Genomic DNA, 13,909 nt, shown 5'->3' with positions numbered 1-13,909 from the left:
ATTACTTATTGCTAATTTTGTGTATTCGTAACGCAAATTAAATTATGGATTCTCCAAAAAAATTACAGGATATCAAAGTAGCGGTCGATGCCGTTATTTTCGGATATTTTGATAAGAAAGATTTACAACTTCTTTTAATCAAGAGAAACATTGAACCATTCAAAGGTGGTTGGGCTTTGCCAGGAGGTTTGGTTTTGGATGAAGAAAATCTGGATGACGCTGTAAAAAGAGAATTACACGAAGAAGCGGGCATAAAGCCTGATTTTTTGGAGCAACTCTACACATTTGGCAATGTAGGTCGTGATCCAAGAAATAGAGTAGTTTCCATTGCTTATTTGGGCTTGGTCAATCCGTCTTATCATGAGTTGTTTGCAGATTCAGATGCGGAAGATGCGCAATGGTTCAGTGTCAATGAGCTTCCGAAATTAGCTTTTGATCATCAGACCATTATTGACATTGCTTTAAAAAGACTTCGTACAAAAATTCAATATCATCCGATTGGTTTTAATCTTTTGAATGATGAATTTGTATTTTCTGAATTGGAGAATCTCTACAAAACTATAATAGGAAAGGAAATCGACCGCCGGAATTTCAGAAAAAAAATCATGAGTTACGGATTGCTCAACGAAACGTCTCAATTTAAAAAAGAGGGCAGCGGCAGACCAGGAAAATTATTTACTTTCAATGAGGAAAAATACAAAGAGCTTGAAGAGGAAGGGTTTTATTTTGAAATTAAATGATTTTTGTAAACCACGAATGGCACTATTTTTTTTCCACTAATTTCACAAATCTTTTTATTAGAAATTAAATAATTCATTAAAAAATTACAACGAATATTTACATCAATAGAAACGGACTTTAGTCCGTTTTTTTAAATCTACATTTGCTTTAGCCAAAACTTATAGCAATCATTTAAAATTGTTTGATTTATGAAAATATTTGTATCATTAGTGTTTAGTGAAAGATAAATTTTTATTATTGATAATCAGGATTTTAAGTGTATTAGCGTAAAATAAACGCAAATAAATTTGGTGAATAAAATCAAACCTTCTTATATTTGTGTAACAATGACGCAATCATGAAGTACACATTACAGAATACAATAGAAAAATTTCAGAAAAAAGAAAATCCAGAGTTCTTGTTTTTCTGGGGACATACAGTAAAAGATGAGATTACAAAAGCTTGTTTTAGCCAATGGTTTCCTTTACAATTCGAAGAAAATGGAACAAATTATCAAACTGCCGAACATTATATGATGGCTGGGAAAGCTAGGCTTTTTAATGATGATGAAACTTTAAAAGAAATTTTAAACTCAGAAACTCCCAATCAGGCAAAAAGTTTGGGAAGAAATGTAAAAAACTTTGATCCGAAAGTTTGGGATGAGCAAAAATATGAAATTGTGAGAAGAGCAAACTTGTTAAAATTTTCTCAGAATGAAGCGTTTAAAGAGTTTTTACTTTCAACAGATGATAAGATATTGGTTGAAGCGAGTCCATACGATACAATTTGGGGAATCGGAATGCTGGAAACAGATCCAAAAGCACAAGATCCATCACAATGGAATGGAGAAAACTTGTTGGGATTTGCTTTAATGGAAGTAAGAGATCTGTTAAAAGAATAAAAGTAATTCGTAAAGAATTAGAGCAAAACTATGCAGTTTTTAATTAGTGTAAAGTAAACGCAAATAAAATTTAAAAACGTGAAAGAAGACTTAAAACCCAGATTTATCGAATCATTACAAAGAAATAATGACCAGATAAGAGAAGATCGAGCCCGAACAATCGGGGAAGATTCAGAGTTGATATACAGACGCCGAGTTGAAGACATTGAACTGAAAATAAAAAGACTGGAGCGTGAACAGGAAGGTCTTATCGACATCAGTCCGTTAGACAAAAACAGTTTGACATTTGCCGATTTTCAGCCGGAAGCATTCGTTCAGAAAGACATAGAATTATCATTAACAATCAGAAATTTAAATATTCAGCTTGAAGTTTCCACAAAAAGATTTGAGTATTTATTTGGTAAAAAATTTTAGTTATGGGAAGTACAAGATACGACATGGACGCTCGTTATGACAGAGCAAGAAAAGAAGGGTATGCATCAAAATCTGCAAGTGAAATTTTCACTCAGAATGCAAAAAGAATGGCACACGAATCAATGAATCCTAACGGCATTTCTTTCAGAGAATCAAGAGATTCTGCAGTTCACCCAAATTCAGTTCCGATTATTTTAGGATTGGATGTCACCGGAAGTATGGGACATATTCCTCACGAATTAATTAAAGAAGGCCTTCCAAAATTGATGGGCGGAATCATTCAGGGTGGAGTTCCCGATCCCGCACTTTTATTCTTAGGAATCGGAGATCATGAATGTGACGGTTATCCTTTGCAGGTTGGTCAGTTTGAATCTGGAGATGAAGAGTTGGATATGTGGTTGACGAGAACTTATATTGAATCTGGAGGAGGAGGAAATGCCGGAGAAAGTTATTTATTGGCTTGGTATTTTGCTGCTTTTCACACCAAAACCGACGCTTTTGAAAAAAGAAACCAAAAAGGATTACTGTTTACAGTTGGTGATGAACCTTGTCTGAAAACACTTCCTGCTTCAGCAATCAGAGAAATAATGGGAACCGGACAACAGAGTTTTAAGCACACAGAATTGTTGGAAGAAGCAAAAAAGAGATATGAAGTTTTCCACATCAGTGTTTTGCATTCCGGACAGGCGGTGAATGCTGATAAAGGCTGGAAAGATCTTTTAGGCCAAAACTGTTTATCCATCGAAGATTACAGAGATGTTCCGAAGGTGATTAAAGAGGTAGTCTGCAGCAGATTTAGTGAAGATAGTTTCAAAACTAAAGATTTAGGTGGATTTAATAATATTCAAATGTTTTAAGAAAATGAAAACGGCACAAATAATTATAGGCTTAGGTTTTGGTGATGAAGGAAAAGGAATCACTACAGATTTTCTGGCTCAGCAGAATCCTGAGTCTGTAGTTATTCGTTTTTCCGGCGGGCAACAAGCGGCGCATACTGTGATGATTGATGACAAAAAGCACATTCATTCAAGTTTTGCAAGTGGAGCATTGCGTGGTTTGCCTTCTTATTTTACTGAACATTGTACGATTCACCCTACTTTTTTATTCAATGAAAGGGAAGAATTACAACAGAAAAACGGAAATGTTGAACTGCATATTCATCCGCTGGCAAAGGTTACAACACCTTTTGATGTTTTTAGCAATAGAAAAAACATCAAAAACTTAGAACACGGAACCTGTGGAAAAGGAGTTGGAGCAACCATGAAAAGAAATGAAAGTCCGTTTAAATTATTCGCCATTGATTTGATTGCTCCACGAACCATTTTGATTGAAAAATTAAAAGGAATTGCCAATTATTACGGTTTTGAAGACGGAGAGGAAATTCAAAATGCATTACAGGATTTTTTAAATGCCATTGATAAAATTGACTGGAAAATTGAAGGTTACAATTATCTGAATTCATTTAACAACCTAATTTTTGAAGGCAGTCAGGGAATTTTATTGGATATGGATCATGGCGTTTTCCCGAATGTGACTTTTGCAAATACCACTTCAAAAAATGCCTATGAAGTTTGTACATTGTTGAAGATTGAAAATATTGAAATGTTTTATGTCACAAGGTCATATTCAACACGCCACGGAAGCGGTTGGATGAGCAATGAAAAGGATTTAGCATTAAAAAATAATGAGGAGGAAACCTGTATTTTTAATGAGTATCAAAAGGATCTCCGTTTTGGTGATTTGGATTATGATTTATTAAATTATGCTTTGAAGTTGGATGAAGCTTATGTTACTGCGACCAAGAAAAATCTGGTGGTGACTTGCCTGGATCAATTGGATGAGGAATTTAAAATGGATAATCTTGATGTGAAATTTGATGTGGTTTACGGATCTTATTCTCCATATTCAAAGGATTTTAAAAGAATTGATTAAACATTGTGAGCCTAGCTAAGTGAAACGCCTTTGCGAACTTAAAAATATACATCAAGTTAAAAAAAGAAAATCTTTGCGGACTTGCGTTAAAAAATAAAAATATTAAAAAAGCACAACCATGAAAACAAAAACACTATACAGACCCGTCGGAGAAAAAGAAATGCTTTTGATTATCGAAAGCAATTTCAAAAAATTTCCTCCAAGATTGGAATGGCAACCGATTTTCTATCCCGTTTTAGATGAAGATTATGCTTCCGAAATTGCAGAAAAATGGAATACGAGAGATGAAGCGGGAAATTATCTTGGATTTGTAACCGAATTTCAAGTATTGGAAGAAGAAGTCAATAAATATCCTGCTCAAAACGTAGGAGCCAAAAATCATAATGAATTATGGGTTCCTTCCGAAGAATTGGAAGCATTCAACCGGGCAATTGTGGGAAATATTAAAGTAACAAAAGTATTTATGGGGAAAGATTTTAAAGAACCTGCAAATGCTGATGTGGAAAATTTACTATTAAACATAAAAACTAACGATGACAAATAAAGGAATGGCAAAAGATACATTAGAAATCCTAGCCAAAAAATATTATATAAACGAACACAACGAAAAAATAAATATTGAAAACGAACTGGAAATCTCTAAAAAAGAAACCGTATTGTTTTCATCTGAAGAACTTTCGGAAATGACAACAAAAGAACTCCCTAAAACAAATTTCGAAACTCAATTTGAGGTTTGGAGATGCAGTTCTTTAAAAGCAATTTTACAATTAGCCGAAGAAGAAAATCAGGAAAAAATAATGTGCCTGAATTTTGCCTCTGCAAAAAATCCGGGAGGAGGTTTTATCAATGGGGCGGAAGCTCAGGAAGAAAGTTTGGCAAGAACTTCAGGATTGCATGAAAGTTTGCTTCAAGGCTGGGATTATTACAGAATTCATCGTGAAATGGAATCTTGTTTTTACACCGATATGATGATTTACAGCCCGAAAGTTCCGGTTTTCAGAAAAGATAAAGGCGAATTGTTGACGAAACCTGTTCTGTGCAATTTCATTACTTCTCCAGCTGTAAATGCAGGTGTTGTAAAGCAAAAGGAACCGGAAAGAGTTGGTGAGATTTTCGGTACGATGGATGTAAGAACAGATAAAATGCTGGCTTTAGCTTTACATCAAGGAAATGAAACATTGATTTTAGGAGCTTGGGGATGTGGCGTTTTTAAAAATGATCCGAAAGAAATTGCTGAATTATTTAAAAAGCATCTTCAAGGAAAGTATAAAAATAAATTTAAAAGAGTGGTTTTTGCAGTTCTGACCAAGAAAGAAGAAATGATAAAGCCTTTCGAAGAAATAAAATGAAAGTTACAAGAGAAGAGGTAACCTTAGAAATTTTAGAGTTACTATTAAAATTAAGATACCTTTTAGAGCATGAAGCAGCAGTATATTATATTGAGAATCCTCATAGAATATTACCTTCGGTACAGATCAGATATAAAAGAGTTTGTGCGTATTTTGCTTATTTGAACATTACAATTAAAGATATTAAACACTTCTATGATTTAGAGTTTATTGAGGCTTTTAAAGAGTATCAATTTTCAGATCAAATCATTGATACAGTATATTTAGGAATTGAAAATTTTTATAAAATAGAAGATATAAAGAGTGAAAGTCTTAAAGAAATTATAGATAGAATTATCCGATTTAGAAGTAGTTATATTCAAATAATAGAAAATTTTTTCGGGGGAATGAGAATTATGGGTATTCCGTCTGTCGAAGAAATGGTTTCTAAAGCTTTTGTGGCTGAGAGTATAAAAGATATAGATACAGTTATTGAAAGATTAAATAAAGTTATTGCTCATCTATTATTTCCTCAAACAAAAGAATTTGAGTTGGACATTCTTATTGATAAGTACAATTTTCCGACAGAAGATTATAAAACTCTTGATAAAAAAGAATGGGATGATTATTATGAAGGAATTTAAATTAAAAAAATATAAAGAACAACTAGAAGATTGGCCTCAAAAAGGGCATCACATCATGGCTCAATATGATGATGAGAAAATCATTGTTTATCAGTCATATCGAAAAGAAATTGGTGAATTTGCAGTTAAGAATCAATATTTTGGCGGAGCATTCAGCTTAGAAAGAATGACTTGGATAAAACCAAATTTTCTTTGGATGATGTACCGAAACGTTTGGGGAACGAAGGAGGGTCAGGAATATGTTTTAGCGATTCATTTAAAAATGGATGCTTTAAAAAGATATCTCGAAAATGCAGTTTATTCAACTTACAACGACAGATTGGGAATTTCTAGAGAAGAATGGCAAGATCAGGTAAAAGAATCTTCTGTAAGGTTGCAATGGGATCCAGATCACGATCCTTTTGGAAAAAAACTGGAAAGGAGAGCAATTCAGATTGGTTTGAGAAATGAATTTACTCGTTCTTTTTCCAAAGAAGATATTATTCTGATTCAAGATATTTCAGGTTTTGTGAAAGAGCAACATCAGTTTGTTTTGAATAATGATTTGGAAAACTTAATGATTCCAGAAGAGAAACCATTATTGTTTGATGATGAAAAATTAAATAAGAAATTAAGATTAAAATGTTAACAAATAAACTCTTACTTACTTCAAAATCCCTCACAGGACTTTCCATTGGTGATGCTTTTGGAGAAAGTTTTTTCGGAGAAGAAAGCTTAATGAAAACATATATTCATCAAAAAATTCTTCCTGAAACTTCTCTTGACTTTACAGACGACACAATTATGGCAATTGCTGTTTTCAAATCTTTGGGAAAATTTGGCGTGATTAATCAGGAGTTTCTTGCAGAAGAGTTTACAAAAAACTATTTTTTAGATATCAAAAGAGGGTATGGACCTTCAATGCATCAATATTTTAGAGCTGTAAAAAGCGGAGAAAACTGGAAAGAAGTTTCTTATTCAAAATTTGAAGGACAGGGCTCGATGGGAAATGGCGGTGCAATGAGAGCTTCTGTGATTGGGGCACACTTTTATGATGATTTGAATCAACTTAAAATCAATGCAGAACTATCCTGTGAAGTGACTCACGCAAATAAAGAAGCGATAGAAGGAACAAAAGCAATTGCTTTGGCTGCAGCTTTTGCGATTCAGGAAAAGTTAGGAATTAAAAAATATTCTCAGGAAGAATTTATTCAAAAAATCCAGGATGAATTAAATGATTCTGATATGAAAAGTAAGCTTAATAAAGTTATTCACTTAAATGGAAATCCAAGTATTGAACTGCTGGTAAAAACATTAGGAAATGGAATTAAAATGACCGCTCAAGATACAGTTCCACTTGTCATTTGGATGCTTTCGAGATATAGAAATAATTTTGAAGAATGTCTTTGGAATACAGTTTCTGCATTGGGAGACAGAGATACAACCTGTGCAATGGCGGCAGGAATAAGTATTTTATGCTGCGATGAAAATTCAATCCCAGATTGGAAGGAGAATATTGAAAATTGGAGAAAAAGCAGATTTTATGAAAATTGAATTAATAAAAGCCGACATCACCAAAATAAAAACAGACGCCATCGTCAATGCTGCCAATTCTTCATTACTTGGTGGAGGCGGAGTTGACGGTGCTATTCATCGTGCTGGAGGATCACAGATTTTGGACGAATGCAAAGAAATCAGAAACCGACAGGGAAAATGTAAAACGGGAGAAGCTGTAAAAACAACGGCCGGAAATCTTCCCGCAAAATATGTAATTCATACGGTCGGACCTATTTGGAATAACGATGAAGAAAAATGTTCACAACTTCTAGCAAATTGTTATAGAAACTCATTAAAATTGGCTGAAAGTTTAGATGTAAAAACTATTTCTTTTCCAAATATCAGTACAGGAGTTTACAGATTTCCAAAAGAATTAGCGGCGAAAATTGCTGTTGAGATAGTGAAGAATTTCAAATCAGATATTGTAGAGAAAGTTATTTTCGTCTGTTTTGATGGTGAAAATGAAGAGATTTATAAAAAATTATTGGAATGAATTAATGCTCATTTGCTGAGTGAAACGCCTTTGCGAACGAAAATATGCAGGATAATTTTAAAATAAAATCTTTGCGGACTTTGTGTTAAAAAAAAAATTAAAATAAAACAAAATGAAAAAACTAACCATATTAAGCGGTGCCGGAATCAGTGCCGAAAGCGGAATAAAAACATTCAGAGACGGAGATGGTCTTTGGGAAAATCATAGTATAACCGATGTGGCGAGTCCGGAAGGCTGGAGAAAAGACAGAGAAATGGTTCTTGAATTTTACAACCAGAGACGCCGCCAGCTTCACGAAGTAGAACCCAATGATGCACACAAACTGATTGCCGATTTAGAAAAATATTTCGAAGTTCAAATTATCACTCAAAACATCGATGATTTACACGAAAGAGCGGGTTCAAAAAATATCATTCACCTTCACGGCGAATTGTTTAAATCTTGTTCGTGCAATAATAAAAGTTTGATCTACGAACAAAAAGACGACATCAAAATCGGAGATAAAGCAGAAGACGGAGCGCAATTGCGTCCTTTCATTGTTTGGTTCGGGGAAGACGTTCCTTTGATGAAAGAAGCAACAAAAAAAGCAAAAGAAGCCGATATTTTCTTGGTAATCGGAACGTCTTTGCAAGTTTATCCTGCTGCAGGATTGCTTCACGACATCAAAGATGATTGTCTGTTGATTGTAATCAATCCCAACGAAACAGGCTTCGGATACGGACAAAGAGCGGTTGTCATGAAAGAAACCGCAACAAAAGGAATGAAACTGTTGTTTGATAAATTAGTAAATCTAGCCTGATGGAAAATAGTGTAAAAGCCGGAATTTTCGGAGTTTGCGTTGGCGATGCTTTGGGCGTTCCGGTGGAATTTCGAACCAGAGATGAATTAAAAAGTTCGCCAGTTATCGGCATGAGAGCTTTTGGGACACATCAGCAACCAAAAGGAACCTGGAGTGACGATGGTTCTTTAACTCTTTGTCTCGCCGAGCAATTAGTCAGAGATTATAATCTTGAAAAGATAGCACAGAGTTTTGTTAAATGGAAAAACTATGGACATTGGACTCCTCACGGAAGTGTTTTCGATATTGGAATTGCAACTTCACATGCCATTAATAGAATCAGCAAAGGAACCCCACCGACTCTGTGTGGCGGAACTTCGGAATCTGATAATGGAAATGGTTCGTTAATGAGAATATTGCCTCTGTTATTTTACATTAAAGATTTATCAATTGAAGAACGTTTTAATAAAGTGAAAGAAGTTTCGAGCATTACACACGGGCACATTCGTTCTGTTTTAGCTTGTTTTATTTATCTGGAATTTGCCTTGGAAATATTGAGAGAAAAAGATAAATGGGAAGCTTACAGAAGTATGCAGGAAAAGGTTGTGAACTTTTTGGATCATAATCCCATATGTTCTCAGGAAGAAATGGATAAGTTTCATAGAATTTTAGAATTGAAAGTTGGCGATTATGAGTTAGCACCTTTAAATAGATTACAAGAAGAGGACATTAGTTCTTCAGGCTACGTTCTTGCAAGTTTAGAAGCTTCTCTATGGTGTCTGCTCACCACTGATAGCTATTCTGAGGCAGTTTTAAAAGCTGTCAATTTAGGCTATGATACTGACACCATAGGAGCAATTACAGGTGGAGTTGCCGGAATTTATTATGGTTTTGAAAATATTCCTGAAGAATGGATTGCTGAATTAGTGAGGAAGGAGGATATTGAAAACTTATGTAATAAATTAGAGAAAAAAATAATGAAATAAAACACAAACCATGAACGAACAACATAAAAAAAAAAATTAAGCAATTCCTGAGCTACGTTCTCAGACATCATCCTGAACTCATTGATTTAACGTTAGATGAAAATGGATGGGCAAATGTTGATGAGTTAATCACAAAATCAAAAAGAGATTCTTATCAGGGTTTTACCTTTGAAGAACTCGATGAAATTGTGGAAACCAATGATAAAAAACGCTTTATTTTTAATGAAGATAAAACAAGAATCAGAGCCAGCCAGGGACATTCTATTGATATTAATCTGGATTTAATTCCACAGCAGCCGCCCGCATTTTTGTATCACGGAACGGCGCAGAACAATGTCGAATCAATTTTAGAAAAAGGAATTGAAAAAAGAAACCGGCAACACGTTCATTTAAGCATCGATAAAGAAACCGCAACCAACGTTGGAATGCGCCACGGAAAACCAATTATTCTCACGATAAGCACAGGAAAAATGTTTGAAGACGGAATAGAATTTTATCTTTCGGAAAATGAAGTTTGGCTGACAGATTTTGTGGAAGCAAAATATATTTCAAGATGACAAATATTGATAATTGTCCTGAATGTAAAGAAATATTTGAATTTTCCAGAAAAGATGTACATATTAAATTCACTGTAAGCCTTGAAGGAAAGACGTATAGAGTTTATCATTATAGAAAGATATGTCCACATTGCAGTAAAGCGCTTTTCATGGAAACGGGAATGCCAAGTGATAATAATGGAAAGTGGGCTGTTTCAAAACGACAAGAAAAAAAATGAAAAGAACATTAGCTATAGGCGACATTCACGGCGGATTCAAAGCTTTGAAACAAGTTTTGGAAAGAGCCCATGTTACCGAAAATGACACCTTAATTTTCCTCGGAGATTATGTCGATGGTTGGAGCGAATCTTCTCAAATCATCCAATTTTTAATAAAACTTTCCGAAAAACAGGAATGTATTTTCATTAAAGGAAATCATGATGCTTGGACGGAAGATTGGCTTTCATTCGGAACTGCTCCTGATGTCTGGCTTTTTAATGGTGGGCAAAGTACGGTTGACAGTTATTCCGATTATTCTTTAGAAGATTTGGAAATTCATTTGGAGTTTTTTCAGCGGATGAAAAATTATTATGTTGACGAAGAAAACCGTTTGTTTATTCACGCCGGTTATTCTTCTATGCACGGACCAGAAAGGGAAGTCTATACAAGTAATGATCGTTGGGACAGAACACTTTGGGAAACTGCAGTAGCAATGGATAAGAAATTAGAAAAAAATTCAGAATTATATCCGAAAAGACTGCTTTTATATAAAGAAATTTTCATCGGACATACACCGACTTTACATCTAGGAATTAAAGAACCTCTCAACAAAGCCAATATCTGGAATCTTGATACAGGAGCAGCTTTCACGGGTTCATTAACGATCATGGATGTTGAAACGAAAGAATTTTGGCAGAGTGATTCGCTTCCGAGTTTATATTTTGGTGAAAAAGGAAGAAATAATGATAATGTTAAGATAAAAAAATAATACGCTCCAAAATGAAGCGTATTATTCTATTTTTTAGGCAAACCTTTTTTCAAAGCATAATTAGCTCTTTCAACGGCTTTTTTCTCTTTCCAGTCCATGTAGCGTTTTTTGTAACGACCTTTCATGAAATTGTCAAAATTTCTCTGAACGGTCAGATTCCAAAGCGAGTTGGCTTTCACCGCCCAAGATTTGTCCCATGCACGAAGAGATAGCGAGAAACTTCCGTCAAGATATTTCATCCAGTGCCACCATCCTGTTGGCATAAATAGCGTATCACCGTGCTCTAGAAAACATTCAATACCTTCTACGCCATCCAATGCCGGAAATTTTTCAAAATCAGGATTGGAAATATCAAAATCCTCCAAAGCATATGTGGCATAAGGAAGCTTATACAGTCTGTCTTTCCATTTGTATTCAAAAAGCAAAACATGCTTTCTTCCGTTAAAGTGGGTGTGGAAAATATGTGCTAAATCGATATCGAAATGTAAAAATGTTACAGAACCTTGACCTCCAAAAAACATCGATGGATATTTATCCAGAAAACCACCCATCAATTCTTTCGGAGGGATGTACTCATCAAGTAATTTTGAGGCATGTTTGATTGGATCAAAAAAGAAAATTCGTAGATCGGTAGGTTCTCTTTGGATGAGATCTATATAATCTGCAAATTTCATTTCGGTAGTCGGCGTATTGATGGGAGCTGAAGGATCTGCCTTTGCGCTGTCGTAAAGAGGAACGGTAATGTCTCCTACCACTTCTTTCACATAATCCATCGTCCATTTTTGATAGGCTGGCCATTTTTTGGCCATATTTTTTATCACTACCGGTTTTCTTGGGATCAGATATTTCTCGCGGAACTCTTCCTGAGTAATATCGTCAACAATATCTATAGGTTTTAGAATAACCCCCATTTTTATAAATTTTATGTTACAAAATTATTAAATAAACCTATACGAAAATTGAAATATTGTTCTTTTTAATCTATGACGTTCATCATTTTTTTATTTGACGTTCTTTATTTGGTTAAAAAAAATTCTCTATAATTTCTTATAGAGAATTAAAAACACAAATATGAAAAAAAATATTTTTCGGAAACGAAAGTAAGATAAATATTTTAAACCTAAAAATGTTTTTTACCTAATAAACCCAGCAAAATTTGCTAAATAATTCACACAAGTATTTGTGAATTATTTTTTACGTTTGTAGCATGACACAAATGAGAAATTCGCGCAACATTTCTGGCGGTCTGCCGTAATGTATTTCTTATAAAAGTCATATATGATGCATCATCCGATCTGCGCAGTTTATTCTAGACAAAATTGTACAGGTAGGGAAACAATTATTTATTAATTTTAAAAATCCATTTATTATGAAAAAGAAATTTTTATTAGGTGCTATGTTTAGCATCATGACTTTATCACTCATGTCTTTTGCGGGCAAAGTTATGGCAGTTTGGACTTCAACATGCGGGGTAAAGCATTACACGACATTTGCGGAAGGTACCTCTCAATCGCTAATGGCATATTATATTGCAGAAATTAATGCAAATGAATGCGGTGGGGTAAAGCCGTCAGTGAGTTTTAATTAATTTTAATCAGAGGGGTAGGAAATTTCCTACCCCTTTAAAAACAGAAATTATGAAAAAATACTTTGTATTTTGTTTAATATTTTGGTTGTGTATAGATATCAAAAGTCAAGAAATAGAATTTGAACCACTAATTAAAGCTACATATAATAGCTCTTTAAAATATGGTTCAAACTTTCGTGTAAATCAAACATTTATTTTATTTGGGAATACGAAAGATTATTATTTTGCAGGTTATAAAAACTATATGAAGGATACAGGGCAGGAAGAGGCACCTAAAAAAGGTAGTGGAATCACTCTTACTGTAGCCGATTATTTTCAGGAAAGAATCATTAAAAAAAACGGAGTAACAAATATGTTCGGTATGTTTAGAGATGAAAAGTTGTTGTATGAAGAAAATGTTGCATTAAAATGGGTACTTTATGATGATACAAAAATTATCAATGGTATAAAATGCCAAATGGCAGCAATTAATAAATATGGGAGAAGATGGATTGCCTATTTTTCTATCGAGCACTCTATACCGATAGGTCCGTACAAATTTACAGGTTTACCCGGATTGATATTTGAAATCTATGATACAAGAGATGATTATCATTTTACATTAATTAAACTCGAAAAACATACTGATGATTTTGAGTTTAATCTTAAAGGATACAAGAAGTTTAATAAAAAAGATTTTTTAAAGGCGTCCTATAATTTAGAATTTACTACTTCAGGATTCCCAATGGACGCTGATATGAGAAAAGAATTTGAAGGTATATTAGAAGCTAAAAAGAAAAGATATAACAACCCTTTAGAACTAAAACCATTTGAATAAGCATAAAAACCATCTTTGTCATTCCGGAGGAATCTCAGCTGCTTTATTTTAAAATAATCTAATCTAGATTCCTCCGGAATGACAAACATACTGTAAAATAATTCTTTAAAACTTTTCGAAAGGTATAGAGGTTTCTTTGTCGTTCCGGAGGAATCTCAGCTGTCATATTTTAAAAATCTAATCTAGATTCCTCCGGAATGACAAACAACTGTAAAATAAATTCGATAAAACTTTTCGAACGGTATAGA

The 13,909-nt window shown here is 34.0% G+C and carries 19 protein-coding genes; 18 read left to right on the top strand and 1 reads right to left on the bottom strand.

Features of this window, described 5'->3' with window-relative positions; genetic code table 11:
* Window positions 1–44: 44 nt before the first annotated feature.
* The 16 genes from LNP04_RS11140 to LNP04_RS11065 all read left to right on the top strand — a co-directional run bounded on the left by LNP04_RS11140 (window position 45) and on the right by LNP04_RS11065 (window position 11,256).
* Window positions 45–740 (top strand): NrtR DNA-binding winged helix domain-containing protein, encoded by a 696-nt coding sequence (locus LNP04_RS11140; RefSeq protein ID WP_229983041.1) that lies wholly within the window; start codon window positions 45–47, stop codon window positions 738–740.
* A 338-nt stretch (window positions 741–1,078) separates the two neighbouring features.
* The gene (locus LNP04_RS11135) at window positions 1,079–1,621 is read left to right on the top strand and encodes an NADAR family protein (protein WP_229983040.1); all 543 of its coding nucleotides are present in this window, start codon (window positions 1,079–1,081) and stop codon (window positions 1,619–1,621) included.
* 78 nt (window positions 1,622–1,699) lie between these two features.
* The gene (locus LNP04_RS11130) at window positions 1,700–2,035 is read left to right on the top strand and encodes a hypothetical protein (RefSeq protein WP_229983039.1); all 336 of its coding nucleotides are present in this window, start codon (window positions 1,700–1,702) and stop codon (window positions 2,033–2,035) included.
* A gap of 2 nt (window positions 2,036–2,037) precedes the next feature.
* Window positions 2,038–2,892 carry a hypothetical protein gene (locus LNP04_RS11125; protein WP_229983038.1) on the top strand — a complete coding sequence of 285 codons (855 nt, stop codon included), beginning with the start codon at window positions 2,038–2,040 and terminating at the stop codon, window positions 2,890–2,892.
* A gap of 4 nt (window positions 2,893–2,896) precedes the next feature.
* Window positions 2,897–3,967 (top strand): adenylosuccinate synthetase, encoded by a 1,071-nt coding sequence (locus tag LNP04_RS11120; RefSeq protein ID WP_229983037.1) that lies wholly within the window; start codon window positions 2,897–2,899, stop codon window positions 3,965–3,967.
* Window positions 3,968–4,085: 118 nt separating this feature from the next.
* Window positions 4,086–4,511, top strand: coding sequence for an ADP-ribosylation/crystallin J1 (locus LNP04_RS11115; protein WP_229983036.1), 426 nt, complete (start codon window positions 4,086–4,088; stop codon window positions 4,509–4,511).
* On the top strand, window positions 4,501–5,316 hold the full coding sequence (locus LNP04_RS11110; protein ID WP_229983035.1) for a TIGR02452 family protein: 816 nt from the start codon (window positions 4,501–4,503) through the stop codon (window positions 5,314–5,316). Before LNP04_RS11115 ends, LNP04_RS11110 begins: the two co-directional genes overlap by 11 nt.
* Window positions 5,313–5,939 carry a hypothetical protein gene (locus LNP04_RS11105; protein WP_229983034.1) on the top strand — a complete coding sequence of 209 codons (627 nt, stop codon included), beginning with the start codon at window positions 5,313–5,315 and terminating at the stop codon, window positions 5,937–5,939. The genes LNP04_RS11110 and LNP04_RS11105 overlap by 4 nt, the downstream gene beginning before the upstream one ends.
* Window positions 5,926–6,567 (top strand): DUF4291 domain-containing protein, encoded by a 642-nt coding sequence (locus LNP04_RS11100; RefSeq protein ID WP_229983033.1) that lies wholly within the window; start codon window positions 5,926–5,928, stop codon window positions 6,565–6,567. Before LNP04_RS11105 ends, LNP04_RS11100 begins: the two co-directional genes overlap by 14 nt.
* Complete coding sequence (locus tag LNP04_RS11095) at window positions 6,561–7,472, top strand: ADP-ribosylglycohydrolase family protein (RefSeq protein WP_229983032.1); 912 nt, start codon at window positions 6,561–6,563, stop codon at window positions 7,470–7,472. Before LNP04_RS11100 ends, LNP04_RS11095 begins: the two co-directional genes overlap by 7 nt.
* Window positions 7,462–7,968, top strand: coding sequence for an O-acetyl-ADP-ribose deacetylase (locus tag LNP04_RS11090; protein ID WP_229983031.1), 507 nt, complete (start codon window positions 7,462–7,464; stop codon window positions 7,966–7,968). The genes LNP04_RS11095 and LNP04_RS11090 overlap by 11 nt, the downstream gene beginning before the upstream one ends.
* 112 nt (window positions 7,969–8,080) lie before the next feature.
* Window positions 8,081–8,767, top strand: coding sequence for an NAD-dependent deacylase (locus LNP04_RS11085; RefSeq protein WP_229983030.1), 687 nt, complete (start codon window positions 8,081–8,083; stop codon window positions 8,765–8,767).
* Window positions 8,767–9,732, top strand: a complete 966-nt coding sequence (locus tag LNP04_RS11080) for an ADP-ribosylglycohydrolase family protein (RefSeq protein ID WP_229983029.1) — start codon at window positions 8,767–8,769, stop codon at window positions 9,730–9,732. The genes LNP04_RS11085 and LNP04_RS11080 overlap by 1 nt, the downstream gene beginning before the upstream one ends.
* A gap of 23 nt (window positions 9,733–9,755) precedes the next feature.
* Complete coding sequence (locus LNP04_RS11075) at window positions 9,756–10,289, top strand: RNA 2'-phosphotransferase (RefSeq protein ID WP_229986295.1); 534 nt, start codon at window positions 9,756–9,758, stop codon at window positions 10,287–10,289.
* On the top strand, window positions 10,286–10,507 hold the full coding sequence (locus LNP04_RS11070) for a hypothetical protein (protein WP_229983028.1): 222 nt from the start codon (window positions 10,286–10,288) through the stop codon (window positions 10,505–10,507). Before LNP04_RS11075 ends, LNP04_RS11070 begins: the two co-directional genes overlap by 4 nt.
* Window positions 10,504–11,256, top strand: a complete 753-nt coding sequence (locus LNP04_RS11065) for a metallophosphoesterase (RefSeq protein ID WP_229983027.1) — start codon at window positions 10,504–10,506, stop codon at window positions 11,254–11,256. The genes LNP04_RS11070 and LNP04_RS11065 overlap by 4 nt, the downstream gene beginning before the upstream one ends.
* Window positions 11,257–11,282: 26 nt before the next feature.
* Here the strand turns inward: LNP04_RS11065 and LNP04_RS11060 are convergent, their stop codons facing one another.
* Window positions 11,283–12,167 (bottom strand): cupin-like domain-containing protein, encoded by an 885-nt coding sequence (locus tag LNP04_RS11060; protein WP_229983026.1) that lies wholly within the window; start codon window positions 12,165–12,167, stop codon window positions 11,283–11,285.
* A 458-nt stretch (window positions 12,168–12,625) separates the two neighbouring features.
* On the opposite strand from LNP04_RS11060, the gene LNP04_RS11055 reads away from it, so the two are divergent.
* Both LNP04_RS11055 and LNP04_RS11050 read left to right on the top strand, forming a co-directional pair.
* On the top strand, window positions 12,626–12,844 hold the full coding sequence (locus tag LNP04_RS11055) for a hypothetical protein (protein WP_229983025.1): 219 nt from the start codon (window positions 12,626–12,628) through the stop codon (window positions 12,842–12,844).
* Between the two features lie 49 nt (window positions 12,845–12,893).
* Window positions 12,894–13,661 (top strand): GLPGLI family protein, encoded by a 768-nt coding sequence (locus tag LNP04_RS11050; protein WP_229983024.1) that lies wholly within the window; start codon window positions 12,894–12,896, stop codon window positions 13,659–13,661.
* Window positions 13,662–13,909 lie beyond the last annotated feature (248 nt).

This window comes from Chryseobacterium sp. C-71 (assembly GCF_020911865.1).
GTDB lineage: Bacteria > Bacteroidota > Bacteroidia > Flavobacteriales > Weeksellaceae > Chryseobacterium.
The sequence above is the reverse complement of the archived record's forward strand: the minus strand, read 5'-3'. Positions and strand labels throughout refer to the sequence as shown.

Coding starts and splice junctions, on each gene's coding strand:
- LNP04_RS11055 (WP_229983025.1), top strand. CDS start 12,626: ATGAAAAAGAAATTTTTATTAGGTGCTATGTTTAGCATCATGACTTTA.
- LNP04_RS11060 (WP_229983026.1), bottom strand. CDS start 12,167: ATGGGGGTTATTCTAAAACCTATAGATATTGTTGACGATATTACTCAG.
- LNP04_RS11095 (WP_229983032.1), top strand. CDS start 6,561: ATGTTAACAAATAAACTCTTACTTACTTCAAAATCCCTCACAGGACTT.
- LNP04_RS11050 (WP_229983024.1), top strand. CDS start 12,894: ATGAAAAAATACTTTGTATTTTGTTTAATATTTTGGTTGTGTATAGAT.
- LNP04_RS11080 (WP_229983029.1), top strand. CDS start 8,767: ATGGAAAATAGTGTAAAAGCCGGAATTTTCGGAGTTTGCGTTGGCGAT.
- LNP04_RS11105 (WP_229983034.1), top strand. CDS start 5,313: ATGAAAGTTACAAGAGAAGAGGTAACCTTAGAAATTTTAGAGTTACTA.
- LNP04_RS11100 (WP_229983033.1), top strand. CDS start 5,926: ATGAAGGAATTTAAATTAAAAAAATATAAAGAACAACTAGAAGATTGG.
- LNP04_RS11120 (WP_229983037.1), top strand. CDS start 2,897: ATGAAAACGGCACAAATAATTATAGGCTTAGGTTTTGGTGATGAAGGA.
- LNP04_RS11085 (WP_229983030.1), top strand. CDS start 8,081: ATGAAAAAACTAACCATATTAAGCGGTGCCGGAATCAGTGCCGAAAGC.
- LNP04_RS11135 (WP_229983040.1), top strand. CDS start 1,079: ATGAAGTACACATTACAGAATACAATAGAAAAATTTCAGAAAAAAGAA.
- LNP04_RS11110 (WP_229983035.1), top strand. CDS start 4,501: ATGACAAATAAAGGAATGGCAAAAGATACATTAGAAATCCTAGCCAAA.
- LNP04_RS11090 (WP_229983031.1), top strand. CDS start 7,462: ATGAAAATTGAATTAATAAAAGCCGACATCACCAAAATAAAAACAGAC.
- LNP04_RS11070 (WP_229983028.1), top strand. CDS start 10,286: ATGACAAATATTGATAATTGTCCTGAATGTAAAGAAATATTTGAATTT.
- LNP04_RS11140 (WP_229983041.1), top strand. CDS start 45: ATGGATTCTCCAAAAAAATTACAGGATATCAAAGTAGCGGTCGATGCC.
- LNP04_RS11065 (WP_229983027.1), top strand. CDS start 10,504: ATGAAAAGAACATTAGCTATAGGCGACATTCACGGCGGATTCAAAGCT.
- LNP04_RS11125 (WP_229983038.1), top strand. CDS start 2,038: ATGGGAAGTACAAGATACGACATGGACGCTCGTTATGACAGAGCAAGA.
- LNP04_RS11115 (WP_229983036.1), top strand. CDS start 4,086: ATGAAAACAAAAACACTATACAGACCCGTCGGAGAAAAAGAAATGCTT.